At 47.9% G+C, this 15,963-nt stretch carries 13 protein-coding genes; all 13 read left to right on the top strand.

Translation table 11 applies throughout. The annotated features are described in order from the left end of the window. Window positions 1–296 precede the first annotated feature (296 nt). Window positions 297–1,073, top strand: a complete 777-nt coding sequence (locus EPH95_RS03330; RefSeq protein ID WP_142087329.1) for an enoyl-CoA hydratase/isomerase family protein — start codon at window positions 297–299, stop codon at window positions 1,071–1,073. A gap of 388 nt (window positions 1,074–1,461) precedes the next feature. Next, window positions 1,462–2,307, top strand: a complete 846-nt coding sequence (locus EPH95_RS03320; protein WP_142087327.1) for a 3-hydroxyacyl-CoA dehydrogenase NAD-binding domain-containing protein — start codon at window positions 1,462–1,464, stop codon at window positions 2,305–2,307. A 215-nt stretch (window positions 2,308–2,522) separates the two neighbouring features. Continuing rightward, entirely contained in the window at window positions 2,523–3,086 is a 564-nt protein-coding gene (locus tag EPH95_RS03315; RefSeq protein ID WP_142087325.1) for a Fe-S-containing hydro-lyase, read from the top strand. Next, complete coding sequence (locus EPH95_RS03310) at window positions 3,086–4,147, top strand: tartrate dehydrogenase (RefSeq protein ID WP_142087323.1); 1,062 nt, start codon at window positions 3,086–3,088, stop codon at window positions 4,145–4,147. Before EPH95_RS03315 ends, EPH95_RS03310 begins: the two co-directional genes overlap by 1 nt. A gap of 1 nt (window position 4,148) precedes the next feature. Further along, complete coding sequence (locus EPH95_RS03305) at window positions 4,149–5,315, top strand: mandelate racemase/muconate lactonizing enzyme family protein (RefSeq protein WP_142087320.1); 1,167 nt, start codon at window positions 4,149–4,151, stop codon at window positions 5,313–5,315. 19 nt (window positions 5,316–5,334) lie between these two features. Beyond that, window positions 5,335–6,405 (top strand): NAD(P)H-dependent flavin oxidoreductase, encoded by a 1,071-nt coding sequence (locus EPH95_RS03300; protein WP_142087318.1) that lies wholly within the window; start codon window positions 5,335–5,337, stop codon window positions 6,403–6,405. A 19-nt stretch (window positions 6,406–6,424) separates the two neighbouring features. Then, window positions 6,425–7,381, top strand: a complete 957-nt coding sequence (locus EPH95_RS03295; RefSeq protein ID WP_142087316.1) for an NAD(P)H-dependent flavin oxidoreductase — start codon at window positions 6,425–6,427, stop codon at window positions 7,379–7,381. A gap of 243 nt (window positions 7,382–7,624) precedes the next feature. Further along, window positions 7,625–8,605 (top strand): TAXI family TRAP transporter solute-binding subunit, encoded by a 981-nt coding sequence (locus tag EPH95_RS03290; RefSeq protein ID WP_142087315.1) that lies wholly within the window; start codon window positions 7,625–7,627, stop codon window positions 8,603–8,605. 17 nt (window positions 8,606–8,622) lie between these two features. After that, window positions 8,623–10,608: a TRAP transporter permease gene (locus tag EPH95_RS03285; protein WP_142087313.1), complete on the top strand. Its 1,986-nt coding sequence runs from the start codon at window positions 8,623–8,625 to the stop codon at window positions 10,606–10,608. A gap of 39 nt (window positions 10,609–10,647) precedes the next feature. Further along, window positions 10,648–12,276 carry a sigma-54 interaction domain-containing protein gene (locus tag EPH95_RS03280; RefSeq protein WP_160141577.1) on the top strand — a complete coding sequence of 543 codons (1,629 nt, stop codon included), beginning with the start codon at window positions 10,648–10,650 and terminating at the stop codon, window positions 12,274–12,276. A gap of 302 nt (window positions 12,277–12,578) precedes the next feature. After that, entirely contained in the window at window positions 12,579–13,727 is a 1,149-nt protein-coding gene (locus EPH95_RS03275) for an acyl-CoA dehydrogenase family protein (RefSeq protein WP_142087309.1), read from the top strand. 4 nt (window positions 13,728–13,731) lie between these two features. Continuing rightward, the gene (locus tag EPH95_RS03270; RefSeq protein WP_142087307.1) at window positions 13,732–15,354 is read left to right on the top strand and encodes a long-chain-fatty-acid--CoA ligase; all 1,623 of its coding nucleotides are present in this window, start codon (window positions 13,732–13,734) and stop codon (window positions 15,352–15,354) included. Beyond that, window positions 15,354–15,923, top strand: coding sequence for a 3-hydroxyacyl-CoA dehydrogenase family protein (locus tag EPH95_RS03265; RefSeq protein WP_142087305.1), 570 nt, complete (start codon window positions 15,354–15,356; stop codon window positions 15,921–15,923). Before EPH95_RS03270 ends, EPH95_RS03265 begins: the two co-directional genes overlap by 1 nt. Window positions 15,924–15,963: the final 40 nt, after the last annotated feature.

The following is a 15,963-nucleotide window of genomic DNA, read 5'->3' as shown; positions in this document are numbered from 1 at the left end:
ACCTCGTGTATCAGAACTCCATCGGCATTGAAAGCCGCCCCAGGGGCTGCTTCCCCTGAGTTCAAGAGGCCGAGGGCTCAGCCTGCGAGTAGGAAGTGCCGCACGTACACTGAGAGACAGTCTTTAGTTGTGGTCGAACCACAGGAGAGAAAAGAATTGTCCCAAATGATCCTATGATCATTATCTAGAAATATCTAGAGACATCCAAGGAAAAACCATATGAATCTACAAAATATCTTGTGGAATTTGCCCAAGATTTGAAGGGCTTAAACTTACTATACGAGGAGAGATAAAAAATGGAATTTGAACTCATTCAATTAAACGTTGAGGACCGATGGGCAACAGTGACGATCAATCGCCCGGATGTACGCAACGCGCTTAACGCGCAGGTGTTGGAGGAAATGAAGGAAGCACTCGATGAAGTAGGTCAGCGTGAGGACGTTGATGGCGTTATTTTTACGGGCGCGGGAGAGAAAGCATTTGCGGCAGGAGCCGACATCAAACAGCTTCGGGACAAGGAAGCGCTTGATGCCCTGTCTCCAGGGATGCAAGCGATGTACGATAAACTGGCAGACTTTGAAAAACCAACGATTGCCATGATCAACGGGGTCGCGGCCGGAGGCGGCTGTGAGCTGGCCTTGGCGTGCGACATTCGGGTGGCAAGCACAAAAGCGAAGATCGGACTTCCAGAATTAAATTTAGGGATTATTCCGGGGGCCGGCGGCACTCAGCGCTTAACTCGGCTCGTCGGAAAAGGGAAAGCCGTTGAAATGATTTTGAGGGGCAAATTGATCGCGGCTGAAGAGGCTCATCGCATCGGGCTCGTTAATGATGTGGTCGAACCAGAGGCGCTCGAGAAAAAAACGCAGGAGATTACTGCTGATATTTCCGCAAAAGGGCCGCTTGCCGTGCGTCTAGCGAAGATGGTCGTGATCCGGGGAGCAGATTCGAATCTTGAAAGCGCTCAATTATTGGAAAAACTCGCTCAAGCGGTTGCCTTCCAATCCGATGATAAATATGAAGGAACGAGTGCTTTTCTGGAGAAAAGAAAACCTAATTTTCAAGGGAAATAAGAAAGGGTGAATAATATGAACATCGAAAACAAAGACATTGTGATCGCGAGCTCCGTGCGCACCGTCCTAGGACGGGCAGGCAATTAACCATCGGTCTCGCACCTGCAGTCGAACAACTTATACAAAGCACGGGGAACCGAAAAGAAAACATCGGCGTCTGGGAACTTGCCTCTCTATCACTCGCAGTAATTCGCGAGCGAGGCTTTCCCCAAGATGAGGTGAATAGAAACGGCGGTGCGATTGCGGGGACATTCGCTTGGGGCTACAGGCGCGTGGATTACGACATCGCTCCTCTACGAAACGAATCGCAAAAATAAACGGCTACCTTATGTGTCGATGGAGTCCAGGGGATGCCGCTTATGCTCGAAATTTAGAAAGGGTGAACTTCATGAAACAAATCAGTGTGGTTGGAGCCGGCACAATGGGGAGAGGCATTGCCTATACCGCTGCCCTCAGCGGCTTCAATGTAAAACTCCATGATATTGATAATGCGAACCTCAAACAGGCGAAAACATCGATTGAAGAGCTACTGCAAAAAAGCACAGATAAAGGATTTATCGATGCCAACCGGGTGAAAGCGACAAAACAGCAATTAAACTATGAAAGTGATTTGCACCAAGCAGTCTGTGAAGCGGATATAGTCATTGAAGCGATTTTGGAAGAAATTCCATTAAAGATCGAGATTTTCCAAAAGCTTGATCAATATTGTCCGACACATGCGGTGCTGGCCACGAATACGTCCACGTTAAGCCCTACAGAGATCGGCGCTGCCACGAATCGACCGGACAAAGTCATCGCCATGCATTTTTTCAATCCGGTTCATAAAATGAAACTTATTGAAATCATTAAGGGACTGGATACATCCGAGGACACCGTGCAGATCGTAAAGGACCTTGGGGAGACAATGAATAAAGAAACGGTGGAAGTCAATGAATTTCCAGGCTTTGTAACGAGCCGCATGAACTGTCTGATTGGAAACGAAGCGATGAATATGTACATGGAAGGCGTTGCATCGGCCGAGGATATCGATAAGGCCCTCAAACTTGGCTTGAATCACCCGATGGGTCCGCTTGAATTGGTAGACCTCGTTGGTCTCGATAGTCGTCTTCGAAACATGAATTATTTATATGAAACGTTAGGGGAGAAATACCGTCCTTGCCCGTTGCTCACCAAGTATGTAAAAGCCGGAAAATTGGGCCGCAAATCCGGAGAAGGATTTTACAAATACCGCTAGGCCTTCGCGCCGGCGGTTTTTCTAATGAACAAACATGACGCTTCGCAACATGATCAGCAAAGGCTGTTGCGAAGCGGGGAAGAACGATGGTCAATGGGAAGAAACGGCAAAAGGCACCATATAAGAAGCGGCATATAGGCCTGTGGCGATAAACATCCAATGCCATGCAAATCGGCATAAAGAAGTGATAATATAAAGGAAGGGACAGGACATACATGGTACAGAAAACAGTAACGCTTCCTTTAACAGATGATAAGGTACGAGATTTGAAAGCAGGCGATCAAGTATTATTAAATGGGGATGTGTACGCAGCGCGCGATGCAGCTCATAAGCGTTTGTTGGCACGAATCAAAAATAATGAAGCGTTACCCATTCGCCTTCAAGGAGAAGTTATCTATTACGTCGGTCCGACGCCAGCAAAACCTGGCCAAATCATAGGTTCAGCAGGGCCGACGACGAGCGAAAGGATGGATAAATATACCCCCGAGTTGCTATTATTAGGGTTGAAGGGAATGATTGGCAAAGGATATCGTAGCGAAGCGGTAAAAGAGGCTATCCAAACATACAATGCGGTTTATTTTGCTGCCATCGGTGGTTCCGGAGCTCTGTTATCGAAAAAAATCGAGTCCGAAACAATTGTTGCCTATGAGGACTTGGGGCCGGAGGCGATTCGCCGCCTTACGATCAAGGATTTTCCGGTGACGGTCATTAATGATTGTTATGGAAATGATTGGTACGAGCAAGCCGCAGCAATTTATCAAAAAGGAGAAAAGCATTAATGAAAACATATGAAATTGCCGCCATTCCGGGAGACGGAATAGGAAAAGAAGTAGTACCGGAGGCTGTCCGCGTGCTGCACGAAATGGAAAAGATTCATGGCGATCTAAAATTTGAGTTTACGGAATTTCCTTGGAGCAGTGAATACTATCTGGAACATGAACAAATGATGCCGGATGATGGGCTGGAAACGTTAAAAACCTTTGATGCCATCTTTTTAGGGGCGGTCGGTAATCCAGAAATTGTGCCGGACCATATCTCTTTATGGGAGTTATTGATCAATATTCGACGAAACTTTGAACAAGTGATTAATATACGGCCGGCACGCGCGTTTCAAGGGTTAAGATCCAAACTGGCAAATCCGGAAGATTTTGATTTAATCGTTGTTCGCGAAAACAGTGAAGGGGAATACAGCGAGGTAGGAGGAACGATTTACCAAGGGGAAGAAAAGATCGCGATTCAGAATGCTATCTTTTCCAGAAAAGGAACGGAACGAGCCATGCATTACGCGTTCGAATTAGCCAAAAGCCGTGGAAAAAAAGTGACGAGCGCGACGAAATCAAACGGAATCTATCATTCTATGCCGTTTTGGGATGGTGTGTTTCATGATTTATCCAACCAATATCCCGATGTAGAAACGGAGCAGATGCATATTGATGCGCTTGCTGCATCATTTGTGACAAAGCCGGAAAGCTTTGACACGATTGTTGCCAGCAATCTATTCGGCGATATCTTAACGGACATTGGCGCCGCTATCATGGGAAGTGTTGGCATCGCGCCTGCGGCCAACATCAATATAAATGGAAAATACCCATCCATGTTCGAACCGGTTCATGGATCAGCGCCGGATATTGTTGGAAAGGGCATTGCCAATCCGATCGGCCAGATTTGGACAGCAAAAATGATGCTCGATCACTTCGGGGAAACGGACATGGGAGATCGTTTGCTTAGTGCGATCGAAGCAGTGATCCGAAAAGGCGTGGTGACCACTGATATCGGTGGCAAAGCAACGACGACGGAAGTGACCGATGAAATCATCAGACAAATAGCGGAGGAAACATAAGATGAAGATTGTAAGCATCGATGAAAAAGCCGTGCCGATTAGCAGTGATATACGTAATGCATTTATTGACTTCAGCAAAATGAATGTCTCGATTGTGGCGATTACGACGGATGTAATCAGAGACGGCAAACCCGTGGTTGGCTATGGATTTAATTCCAACGGGCGTTATGCGCCGACGGGGTTGCTTCGCGAGCGCTTTGTCCCCAGACTTTTAGATGCGAAACAAGAAGAAATTCTCAACGATGAAGGAACGAATTTTGATCCCGAAAAAATCTTCCGCGTGCTGATGCAAAATGAGAAACCGGGCGGTCACGGAGAACGGCCAGTCGCTGTCGGAACCCTCGATATGGCCGTTTGGGACGCAGTGGCAAAAATAGAACAAAAGCCCTTGTATCAATTACTTGCGGAGCAATATGGAGACGGTGACATCGATGAGAACGTATTTGTTTACGCGGCTGGTGGCTATTATTTGCCGGATAAAGGCATTCCGCAATTACAAGACGAGATGGAAGCTTATTTGGACCAAGGGTACACCCACGTAAAAATGAAAGTCGGCGGCGCGTCCATCGCCGAAGACTTAAAACGGATCGAAGCCGTGCTGGATGTTGTGCCAAGCGGGGAACATTTGATGGTGGATGCCAACGGCCGTTTCAGCTTGGACGAGGCGATCACGTTCGGTGAACGAATCAAGGATTACGGTTTGTTTTGGTATGAAGAAGCCGGAAATCCCCTTGATTATGAATTGCAAGCGGAATTATCGAAACAATATCCGCACGCGCTGGCGACAGGGGAAAATCTATTTTCTTTTCAAGATGCCAGAAACTTGATCCGATATGGTGGCATGGATCCGAAAAAAGACTATCTGCAATTTGATTGTGCCCTTAGTTACGGGCTTGTAGAATATATGAAAATAGTAGAGATGTTAAAAGAATACGATTGGTCCCCTCGAAACTGCATCCCCCACGGCGGACATCAAATGTCGCTCAATATCGCGGCCGGCCTTGGGCTTGGCGGCAATGAATCGTATCCGGGCGTATTTGAACCCTTCGGCGGATTTGCCGACAACTATCCGGTCGAGAATGGGTACGTGAAGCTCCCGGACGTTCCCGGTATCGGTTTTGAGGCGAAGGGGAACTTATACGAAACATTGCGTTCGATTGGAAAATAAAACAGGGAGGGATGCAACCATGTGGTTTAAAACCAAAGCGCAATCCCTATTAAACAGTGAATACCCGGTTATTCAAGCCGGGATGGCGGGCGGCACGACGACCCCGGAGCTGGTTGCAGCTGTTTCAAACAGCGGCGGCCTCGGAACGTTGGGCGCCGGATATATGGCCCCGGAACAGATCCGGTCAGCCATTCAAGCTATCAAAGCGTTAACGGACACGCCGTTTGCGGTTAATTTGTTTATCCCCTCTCCCAAGTATTCAAGGGAGCAAGAGAAGGCGTTTATCGAAACCGGATTGCAACTAACGGAGCGTTATCGCCATAAATTCAATCTGGAATCCCCGTGCATCAATCAAGTGGAAGAAGATTTCGATGAGCAGTTACGCGTCATTTTAGAAGAAAAAGTACCTTATTTTAGCTTCACATTTGGTTTGCCTTCAGCAGATACGCTAAAAAAATTAAACGATCAAAACATCTACACATTGGGAACCGCGACCACGGTTGATGAAGCCATCCAATTGGAAACAGCCGGCATTGATCTCATTGTGGCGCAAGGGAGCGAGGCGGGCGGCCATCGCGGCACCTTTTTAGCCGCTTCCATGGAACAAGCGATGATTGGAACGATGGCGCTGGTACCCCAGATCGTCGATCATGTATCCGTGCCCGTGATTGCTTCCGGCGGGATCATGGACGGCAGGGGAATAGCCGCCGCGCTTATGTTGGGTGCCAGTGGAGTGCAAATGGGTACGGCTTTTCTTACGTGCAAAGAAAGTGGAGCGCAAGAAGTACATAAACAGCAAATTTTAAACAGGACCGAAGCAGATACGATGATCACAAAGGCCTTTTCAGGCAAAGAGGCGAGGGGCATCACCAATCGTTTTATGGCGGAAATGGCCGATCACCGGGCACACATTCCTCCATATCCGATCCAAAATGCAGTAACGAAAGATATCCGAAAAGCAGCCGGGCAACAAAAAAACCCGGATTACATGTCACTATGGGCCGGGCAGGGCACGAGGCTTAGTAAATCACAGACTGCCGAGGATCTTTTTAATCAGCTGATTGAAGAGACAAACACTTTACTCCGTTAAATACAGGGGGAGGAACCGTATGCCTAACAACAGAGTCAGAGATATATTTAATATCAAGTATCCGATTGTTCAAGGGGGCCTCGCCTATCTGGCGTTTGCCGAGCTGGCAGCGGCAGTATCGAATGCCGGCGGGCTTGGCCAGATCACGGCGACGTTTTTTGATGACCCCGAGGATTTACGTGCGGAAATTAAAACGGCAAAAACATTAACCGACAAGCCTTTTGGCGTAAACTTCGCCCTTGGCAGGCGGTCGATCGATAAACTCGTAGATGTGGCAATTGAAGAGGAAGTTCCTGCCGTGTCCGTAACCGCAGGCAATCCGGCTCCGGTCTTTGATCAACTGGAAGGTACTAATATTAAAAAACTGGTATTGGTCGCGTCCGTCCGGCAAGCGCAAAAGGCTGAAGAATTGGGAGCGGAGGCCGTTATCGTCGTGGGAACGGAAGGCGGCGGTCATCTCGGCAGGGATGATGTCGGGACAATTGTTTTGGTTCCAAAAGTGATAGACGCGGTCTCGATCCCGGTGATTGCCAGCGGCGGTCTCGTTGATGGCAGGGGATACGCGGCTGCACTCGCGTTAGGCGCGGAAGGCATTGAAATGGGGACACGGTTTATTGCCACAAAAGAATGCATTGCCCACCCACGCTATAAAGAAGCAATCGTAAATGCAAAGGCAAACGAAACGATGATCATTAAAAAATCCCTCGGCATACCGGGCAGAGCTTTGCGAACAAAAGCGACCGAAAAAATCGCCCGGATGGAAGAAGAAGGCGCGTCCTTTGAAGCATTATGGCCATACATTAACGGACAAGCCAATCAGAAATTGATTCAAGATGGGGATATTGAGGAAAGCTTTGGTTGGGCTGGTCAAGGTGTCGGCCTGATCGATGATGTGCCGAGTGTCCGGGAGTTAATGGACAAAATGATCCAAGAAGCGAACATGGCGAAAAAAAGAGTGGAGGACCATTTGTCTTGAACATGGAAATCATGCAACGATGCATGAAGGATGCAATTATGAATGAGGACTTTAGCGAAAACTTCGCATCGACTGCAGGCCAGAGGAAATTTTCATGACTGCGCGCCCCATGACTCAGCAACTTTTATGTTGCTGTTTCTTTTTTTGGCATTGATATTGCATATCCTCTACTTATATGACACTAATGATGACAAGCCTGGAGGGTAGAAATTGAAATATTCATGGAAAAAGAAGGGTGCTCTGATGAGCATTTTGCTAAGCACGAGCCTTTTGGTAACCGCTTGCAATAATGAAGCGGCGGAAAATGATTGGCAGCATGCCCATATTTCCGGGCCGACGGATTCCGGATGGTATCCGCTTTCCACTTTATTTTCCGATATTTGGATGGATGAATTGGAAGAGGTGGATGTGACGGTTGTGGAAGGCGGGGCGATCGGTAATATTCGCGAGGTTAATACCGGGGTTGATGTGCAAACCGGATTCGCATTTGCATCGGATTTTGTCGATGGCATTGAAGGGGAAGGCGCGTTTGAAGGGGAACCTCAAGAAAACGTAAAAGCGATCGGCGCGTTTTATCCGACGTTGTGGAACATTGCGGTGTTGGAGGATAGCCCGTATGACTCCTTGGAAGATGTGGTCGAATATGGCGCGGATGTGATTCCGGGAAATCCGGGAGATGCAAGCGAGGCAGCATTTCGACGTATTTTTGAGGCAATGGGATACGGGGAAGAGGAACTCGAAGAAGCAGGTGTTTCGGTAGATTACGGCGGATACGGCGATGCCGCGAATCAGATGAGAGATGGCATTATTGATGTCACCGTTCAGGGCGGAGGACCTGATGTTCCTGGTCTCACAGAAATTGACGCGACCCAGTCCGTAGAACTTTTATCCATTCCGGATGACCTTTTAGAAACATTGAGTGATGAAGGATATGGATATACCACGGATATGACGGTGCCGGGGGACAGCTACAGCGGCCAGACGGAAGATACTCCGACGATCGCGAGTTGGGCGATCATGGTGGTGAACGAAGACATGGATGATGACGTCGTTTATGAATTGACGAAGACGATTTGGGAAAATTCGGATCGTGTCGAAGAAGAACAGCCAACCCGGGGCATGTGGTTCGATCCTGAAGACGGATACGGGGAAATTGAAAACCCTGATGAGAATATTCATCCGGGCGCGTTGAAATATTACGAAGAAGTCGGAGCAACGGACTAGGAAGGGGGGAGTTTATCATGGCGAAAACGAATGCAGAAAACGGGAAAATTGACTTAACCATCGAAGAAGAACGAATGAACTCTTCCATTGAAAAAGCGTTGTACAACCCGGACGGCTGGTCGATTTGGAAGCGCTTACGCCAATTCTTGATCGCGATTATCGCGATCACTCTAGCTGTTTATGTCATTTATTACGCGGCGGCGGGCGGTTTTCCCGCTTGGCAACACCGTGCTGTTTTTACGTCTATCTTTTTAATCCTCTGCTTTAGCACGTTTTCGTATCGCAAAGGAAAAGAACCGGGGCATGTGCTCTTTGATGGCGTACCGCTTGTCTTATCGATTGCGTTACTTGGACATGCCTTCTTTTCGTACCCGGAGATCGCGCTTCGGCAGGGAGCGTCTACGTTTTTTGATCAAATCGTGGCGACGGTCATGATTTTGCTTGTGATTGAAGGGGTACGTCGAACGATCGGACACGCGATGGCGATTTTGGCGTTGTTTTTCTGGGCGTATATTTTCATCGGCCCTATGTTTCCCGGGATTTTGGGCCATCAAGGGTTTAGTTACAGTCGGATGACCGATGCCCTTTTTATAACGACAAACGGGATTTTTAGCGATCCGATTTATGTGGCATCCACCGTGCTGATTTTGTTTCTGATATTTGCCGCGTTCATGATGCGGACAGGAGTCGGACAATTCTTTATCGAATTCGCGTTTGCGTTGACCGGACGTATTCGCGGTGGCCCGGCACTTGCATCGGTGCTGTCCAGCGGGCTCTTGGCGACAGTGAGCGGAAACGGCGCGGCGAACGCGTCGATGACCGGTCCGTTTACGATCCCGCTCATGAAAAGGGTCGGCTATACGAAGACGTTTTCCGGTGCCGTGGAAGCGGTTGCTTCCCAGGGCGGGCAGATTATGCCGCCGATCATGGGCGCCGCCGCGTTTGTAATGGCGGAATATACCGGAGTCCCATACATTGAAGTTGCCGCCTACGCCCTTTTGCCCGCGATTCTGTTTTTTACCGTCGTCGGGGTGGTCATTTATTTTCAAGCCCAGCGTCTAGGGCTGCAAGGCATCCCGGGTGATCAATTACCCAATTTCTGGAGCCTTATCGTGCGCAAAGGGTATTTAATTTTGCCGCTTATTATCATTATCGTTTTAATGGTTATTGGCTACAGCCCGATGCGTGCCGGCATGTGGGCGTTATTGGTTGTTTTTCTATTAAGCTTGGTAAAAAAAGAAAGTCGTTTAAGCGTAATGTCGATCTTTGCTGCTTTGGAAAAAGGGATTCGTAACGCGGTGCCCACGGTGATGGCGTGTGCCGGAGCAGGCATTATCGCCGGATCTGTTATTATGACCGGACTTGGCATGGGTTTTTCGCGGTTCGCGGTTGAGCTGTCAGGCGGTCAACTTTTGCCATTGCTTTTGTTAATCATGGTCGCTTCCATTATTTTAGGCATGGGCATGCCGACGGTATCCGCGTATGTCATTCTCGCGACGGTTGCCGCCGGGGCGCTTACGCAACTGGGTGTACCCGTTCTTGTCGCTCATTTTTTCGTTTTCTATTTCGGAATCTTTTCCGGAATCACACCACCGGTAGCGATTACTTCTTTTATAACGGCAGGTATCGCGGGGAGCAACCCTTTACGTACTTCTGTCTATTCTTTAAGAGTTGGAATGGCAGGCTTTATCCTTCCTTACATGCTTGTCTATAATCCAACGCTTTCACTGGAAGGCAGTGTCCCATCTGTTATTTTCGGCATAACGACGGCTTTGTTGGGGCTCGTGGCTTTTGCCGGATTTATCGAAGGCTGCATGTTGAAACGCACGGCTGTTTGGGAACGAGTTGCGTTGGCAGCAGCTGCAGTATTGTTGGTGACCGATCATTTATGGTCGGATCTGATCGGACTCGGGCTTCTTTTGCCCATTTTCATCTATCAGTGGCGAGGCAGGGATAAACCCAGTGAGATGGGGACTGTCAAGAAGGACCAACATTCTGTATAATAGATGGCAGAATCCATTCTCTGTGAGGAAGTGTTTGTGATGACAACCAGAGAGGTCTTATCTCATGAATGGTCCTATCTCCCTTTCCCGATGCTTCTTGTAAATGATCGCGGAGAAATCATCGCGAGCAATGAACAAGCAAATGAAGACTTCCATCGTTGCCTGCCGGAAGTCGATCAACGTTCTTTTTGCACGGTGGACGGGGTGGAATACACGGTAGAAAAATATGAACATACACACATTGATCATTATTTCTTCTACCTCTTCTATCCGAAGGGCAAGAACGGAGATTCACGGAACTTCGAAGAAATGGAAAGGGAACTGAACAGTTTGTTGGAAAGTGCGTATGATGCAATTTACATCACAGACGCTGAAGGAACAACATTGAAAACAAATCCGGCTATTGAGCGGATTACGAAAATCCCGCGAGACTATTATATTGGGAAAAATGTGAACCAACTCGTGGAACGAGGGATATTGGAAGAATCGGTCACATTCAGGGTGGTGGAAGAAAAGAAGCCGGTGACCGTCTACCAGCGGGGGCAGGGCGACATAGAAGTCATGCTCACCGGAAGCCCCATTTTTAATGAAGCCGGCGAAGTGGAAAAAGTCATCACGAACATTCGTGATCTCACAGACTTAAAGCAGCTTCGTGATGAAAATCAAAAAGTGAAAGAACTGAATTCTTTTTATAAAGCCGAACTGAATAAAATGCAAGCGAATCCTCAAGTGATGAAGGATGTCGTATGTGAAAGCGCGGAAATGAAAAACATCTTTTTCACGGGGGAACGGGTGTCGAATATCGACGCGACCATCCTCGTTCTCGGAGAGACGGGTGTCGGGAAAGATGTTTTTGCTAAGCATGTGCACGACAACAGTCTCCGGTCGGAAGAAGGGGAATTTATAAAAATTAATTGCGGGGCGATCCCGCCTACGCTGTTGGAGTCGGAACTATTCGGGTATGAAGCGGGCGCTTTTTCGGGAGCGCAAAAAGACGGAAAAGCAGGGATGTTCGAACTCGCGAACAAGGGCACATTATTTCTCGATGAAGTCGGGGAACTTCCCCTTGATTTGCAAGTGAAGTTGCTGCGAGTGTTACAGGAGGGGGAGATCCGCAGGGTCGGGAGCACACAAACGACATGGATTGATGTGCGGGTGATTGCCGCTACAAATCGGGATTTGAAAAAAATGGTAAAAGAAGGGAACTTCCGGGAAGACCTTTATTACCGCATTAATGTCATCCCGATTCACATTCCGCCGCTCCGGGAACGGCGCGAAGATATTTTGCCGCTCGTTTATTATTACCTCGACCATTACAATGAAAAATATGATGTTCATAAACAGTTTTCGGAAGCTACACTAAACTTTTTCTATCGATTCGATTGGAACGGAAATGTGCGGGAATTGTCCAATTTGGTGGAACGGCTCGTCGTCACTATTCCCACCAGCATGATCGATATCGTTGATCTTCCCGTCGACCTGCGAGAAAACGGGGAGGACGAACTTCCGCAAGGCATTACGACGTTGCAGGAAGCGACGGAAAAATCGGAAAAGGCGCTGCTTATAAAAGCGCTCAGCCGGTATGAAAACACGTATAAAATCGCTGAAGCGCTGGGGACGAGCCAAGCAACGATTGTAAGGAAACTAAAAAAGTATGAGTTGACGTAGGAGAGAAAAAGAAAACACCTCGATGGGCGTTTCGGCAAACTTGAAACGCTCGTCGGAGGTGTTTTTATTGTGGGAACTCGGGTGGCTGGCGAAAATAGGTTTTTAAAATTTCACGTACCGAATTGATATGAAAAAAAGACAATCCCAGCGCATTGTCTCTTGGGAACCATCGATACATTTTTAAATTCAATGATACATAATTGATTCGTTTTTCACTCGATTCCTCCCTCTACATCCGCTTTAGATCTTGGCATGGATTTTGCATCATATTACAATAAGCACATTTTCAAGGAGGATCAATCATGGATTTTAATATCAGCGAAGAAAATGAACAGATGCGCATGATGGTGAAAAATTTCGTGGAAAACGAAGTGGAGCCGTACGCGCAGCAAATTGAAGAGGAGGATGAAATTCCGCAGCATCTGATTGACCAAGCGAAGGAACTCGGATTGTTTGGGTTAAGCATTCCGGAAGAATACGGAGGCATTGGCCTTGATACGGTCGGGAAATGCATCGTCTATGAGCAACTGGGACGTACGCACAATGGCTATGTTTCCCTTATCGGTGCCCACACCGGCATCGGAAGCACCGGGTTGGTGCGCTTGGCGTCGGAAGAGCTTAAACAGAAATATTTGCCTGACTTGGCGTCCGGAAACAAAATTGGTTGTTTTGCCCTGTCAGAACCCGGGGCTGGATCGGATGCCACGAATCTTGGCACGACTGCAGAGAAAAAGGGCGATAAATGGATCGTAAACGGAACGAAACATTTTATTACGAATGCGCCCATCGCCGATGTTTTTACTGTTTTCGCGCTTACCGACAAAGAAAAAGGAGCAAAAGGCGGCATCACTGCCTTCGTCATCGAAAAGGATTTTCCGGGAATTACGGTCGGAAAGCCGGATAAGAAAATGGGCTTAAGAGGGTCGCACACGAGCCAAGTAATCTTTGAAAATTGTGAAGTTCCCGATGAAAACGTCATCGGTGAAGTAGGGATGGGTTACGTATCGGCGCTTACGATTTTAGGGGAAGGCCGCGTAGGTCTTGCCGCCCGTTCCGTTGGTTCTTCGAAGAAATTGATAGATCTTTCGATCGAGTATGCCGAAGAACGAAAACAATTCGGAAAACCGATCTCCCAACAACAAGCGATTCAATGGATGTTAGCGGAAATGGAAACGGAAACGGAAGCGGCCAAGACGATGACTTACCGAGCCGCGTGGTTGATCGACCAAGGCGAAAAAGCGATTAAAGATAGCTCGATGGCCAAATTATTTGCAACGGAAACGTATAACAAAGTGGCTGATAAAGCGGTACAGATCCACGGCGGCATGGGCTATATGGCAGAATATCCTGCTGAACGTTTCTATCGGGACGCGCGCATCACAAAAATTTATGAAGGCACAAATGAAATTCAAAGACTGATTATCTCGAAGAATATGTTGAAAGGTTCGTAACGGCATGGATCGTATATGGCTTGACCATTATCCGGAAAATGTGCCTGCGGACATCGATGTCCCGAATCTTTCTTTGTATGATTTTTTGAAACGGACAGCAGAAGATTACGGGTCTATTCTCGCGGTGATTGACGGCAAGATCATTTACACGTATGACGAATTAAAAGAAGAAGTTGACCGCTTCGCAACGGCCCTCCATGATTTAGGGGTGCAAAAAGGGGACCGCGTCGCCGTAATGCTCCCGAACTGCGTGGAATATATCATCAGTCATTTTGCCGTTCAGCGGATTGGCGGGATTGTCGTGCAAGTGAACCCGATGTATCAGGAGGCAGAACTCGCGCATATTTTTCGGCAAACGGAGCCGAAAGTTACGATTGGCGAGGCAAACCAACAAGAAAAATTAGCAGCGGTACAATCGCTGAAAGTTGTCGTCTTTACAGATCGGGGCTCCCTCTCTTCTTCTTTCGCGGAGAACGAATATCATTTTCATGATCTCCTTGATCAAGGAGATCCCGCGTCCGCTCCGGAAATATCGATTGATCCGAAGAAAGACCCGGCGTTGATTCAATTTACGGGTGGGACGACCGGTACGCCGAAAGGGGCAGTGTTGACCCATTACAATTTGGTCGGAAACGTGCTCCAAACGTTTGCATTTACATCTAATACGTTACAGAGGCCCGGGGAGGTTTTTCTGGGCGCGGCCCCTTTTTATCATGTGATGGCAATGTCGAGCGTGATCAATCAAGGCGTGTTTGCCGCGGCGACGATTATTTGCATGCGAAAATGGACGGTGGAAGAAGCGGTAGAGATCATTGAACGGTATCGGCCGACGTATTTTCCCGCTGTTCCAACGATGTACATCGGGTTGTTGCGATATGCGGAAAAAAACCCCATCGCCCTTGATTCGATCAAAATTATGACGAGTGGGAGTGCCCCTTTGCCGGTCGAAGTCTTGCATAAAGTGGAACAGATGACCAGCGGCGTCATATCGGAAGGATACGGGCTGTCGGAAACGTCGCCGACGACGCATCGAAACCCGTTTCGCGGAAAGAGAAAGTCGGGAAGCATCGGACTGCCGCTGCCGGGAACGGACTGTGAGATTGTTGATCTAGACACGCATGAACCGGTGTCGATCGGCCAAGCAGGGGAGTTGTGGGTCAAAGGTCCTCAAGTGATGCTTGGATATTGGAACGAGCAAGAAGAGACGGATGCCCAGTTGCAAAATGGTTGGTTCGCGACCGGGGATATTGCCGAAATGGACGAAGAAGGGTACTTTTACATTGTTGGGAGAAAAAAAGAAATGGTGATCAGCAGCGGATTTAATATTTATCCGGGTGAAGTCGAAGAAATGATGTATCAACATCCGGGCGTACGTGAGCTCGTCGTTTATGGGGTGCCCGATCCTTACCGCGGGGAAACGCTAAAAGCTTCCGTTGTGGCAAAAGAAGGAGAAACGCTGACAGAAGAAGATCTTACTTCCTGGTGCAAAAAAAGAATGGCAAGCTACAAAGTGCCGAAAATCTTTGATTTTCGGATGTCCTTACCGAAAACGAGTGTCGGAAAAATCTTACGGCGTCAACTCGTGCAGGAAACGGTGGATGAAATGGAAAAGGAGGGAAGCCAGTAATGGTGCAAAACGTAGCGGTCATCGGCGCGGGCAAAATGGGTTCGCAAATCGCTGCCGTTTGTGCGCTTGCCGGTTTTCATGTAAACATTCATGATCGACATGAAGAAACGTTTTCGAAAAATATGGAAGAGATCAGTAAACAATTGCACCATACTGTCGAAAAAGGCGAACTGGCGTGGCGAGACCTGGAGCATTCTTTTGCCCATCTAGTTTTTGAACCTGAACTTGAAAGCGCTGTTAAAGATCGGGATTTTGTGATCGAAAGCACTATTGAGGATTTACCCGCGAAAAGAAATATCCTTAAAAACATCGATGAGCATGCACCCAAGCACGCGATTTTCGCGACGAATAGCTCGGCGATTGTCCATTCCAAGATCGCGGATGCCATAGATCGGCCGGCACAAGTGTGCAGTTTTCATTTTTTTAAAGCGGCCAAAATAGTTCAGGGGACGCATACCTCTGACGAGACCGTGGAAACGGCGATGGATGTTGCTAGAAGGATGAACAAAACGTCGATGTTGTTGAAACAAGAAAATCACATGCGGATGGATCAGAGAGTGATAGTATAATCGTTAAAAGGGACAGATTATACGAAGCGAAAATCAGAAA

Origin of the sequence: Salicibibacter halophilus (assembly GCF_006740705.1) — a bacterium.
Lineage (GTDB): Bacteria > Bacillota > Bacilli > Bacillales > Marinococcaceae > Salicibibacter > Salicibibacter halophilus.
Note: the sequence above shows the minus strand (reverse complement) of the source record. Positions and strands in the feature narration are given on the sequence as shown.

Excerpts from the sequence above, each read along its gene's own strand:
- EPH95_RS03330 (WP_142087329.1), top strand. The coding sequence starts at position 297 with ATGGAATTTGAACTCATTCAATTAAACGTTGAGGACCGATGGGCAACA.
- EPH95_RS03320 (WP_142087327.1), top strand. The coding sequence starts at position 1,462 with ATGAAACAAATCAGTGTGGTTGGAGCCGGCACAATGGGGAGAGGCATT.
- EPH95_RS03315 (WP_142087325.1), top strand. The coding sequence starts at position 2,523 with ATGGTACAGAAAACAGTAACGCTTCCTTTAACAGATGATAAGGTACGA.
- EPH95_RS03310 (WP_142087323.1), top strand. The coding sequence starts at position 3,086 with ATGAAAACATATGAAATTGCCGCCATTCCGGGAGACGGAATAGGAAAA.
- EPH95_RS03305 (WP_142087320.1), top strand. The coding sequence starts at position 4,149 with ATGAAGATTGTAAGCATCGATGAAAAAGCCGTGCCGATTAGCAGTGAT.
- EPH95_RS03300 (WP_142087318.1), top strand. The coding sequence starts at position 5,335 with ATGTGGTTTAAAACCAAAGCGCAATCCCTATTAAACAGTGAATACCCG.
- EPH95_RS03295 (WP_142087316.1), top strand. The coding sequence starts at position 6,425 with ATGCCTAACAACAGAGTCAGAGATATATTTAATATCAAGTATCCGATT.
- EPH95_RS03290 (WP_142087315.1), top strand. The coding sequence starts at position 7,625 with ATGAGCATTTTGCTAAGCACGAGCCTTTTGGTAACCGCTTGCAATAAT.
- EPH95_RS03285 (WP_142087313.1), top strand. The coding sequence starts at position 8,623 with ATGGCGAAAACGAATGCAGAAAACGGGAAAATTGACTTAACCATCGAA.
- EPH95_RS03280 (WP_160141577.1), top strand. The coding sequence starts at position 10,648 with ATGACAACCAGAGAGGTCTTATCTCATGAATGGTCCTATCTCCCTTTC.
- EPH95_RS03275 (WP_142087309.1), top strand. The coding sequence starts at position 12,579 with ATGGATTTTAATATCAGCGAAGAAAATGAACAGATGCGCATGATGGTG.
- EPH95_RS03270 (WP_142087307.1), top strand. The coding sequence starts at position 13,732 with ATGGATCGTATATGGCTTGACCATTATCCGGAAAATGTGCCTGCGGAC.
- EPH95_RS03265 (WP_142087305.1), top strand. The coding sequence starts at position 15,354 with ATGGTGCAAAACGTAGCGGTCATCGGCGCGGGCAAAATGGGTTCGCAA.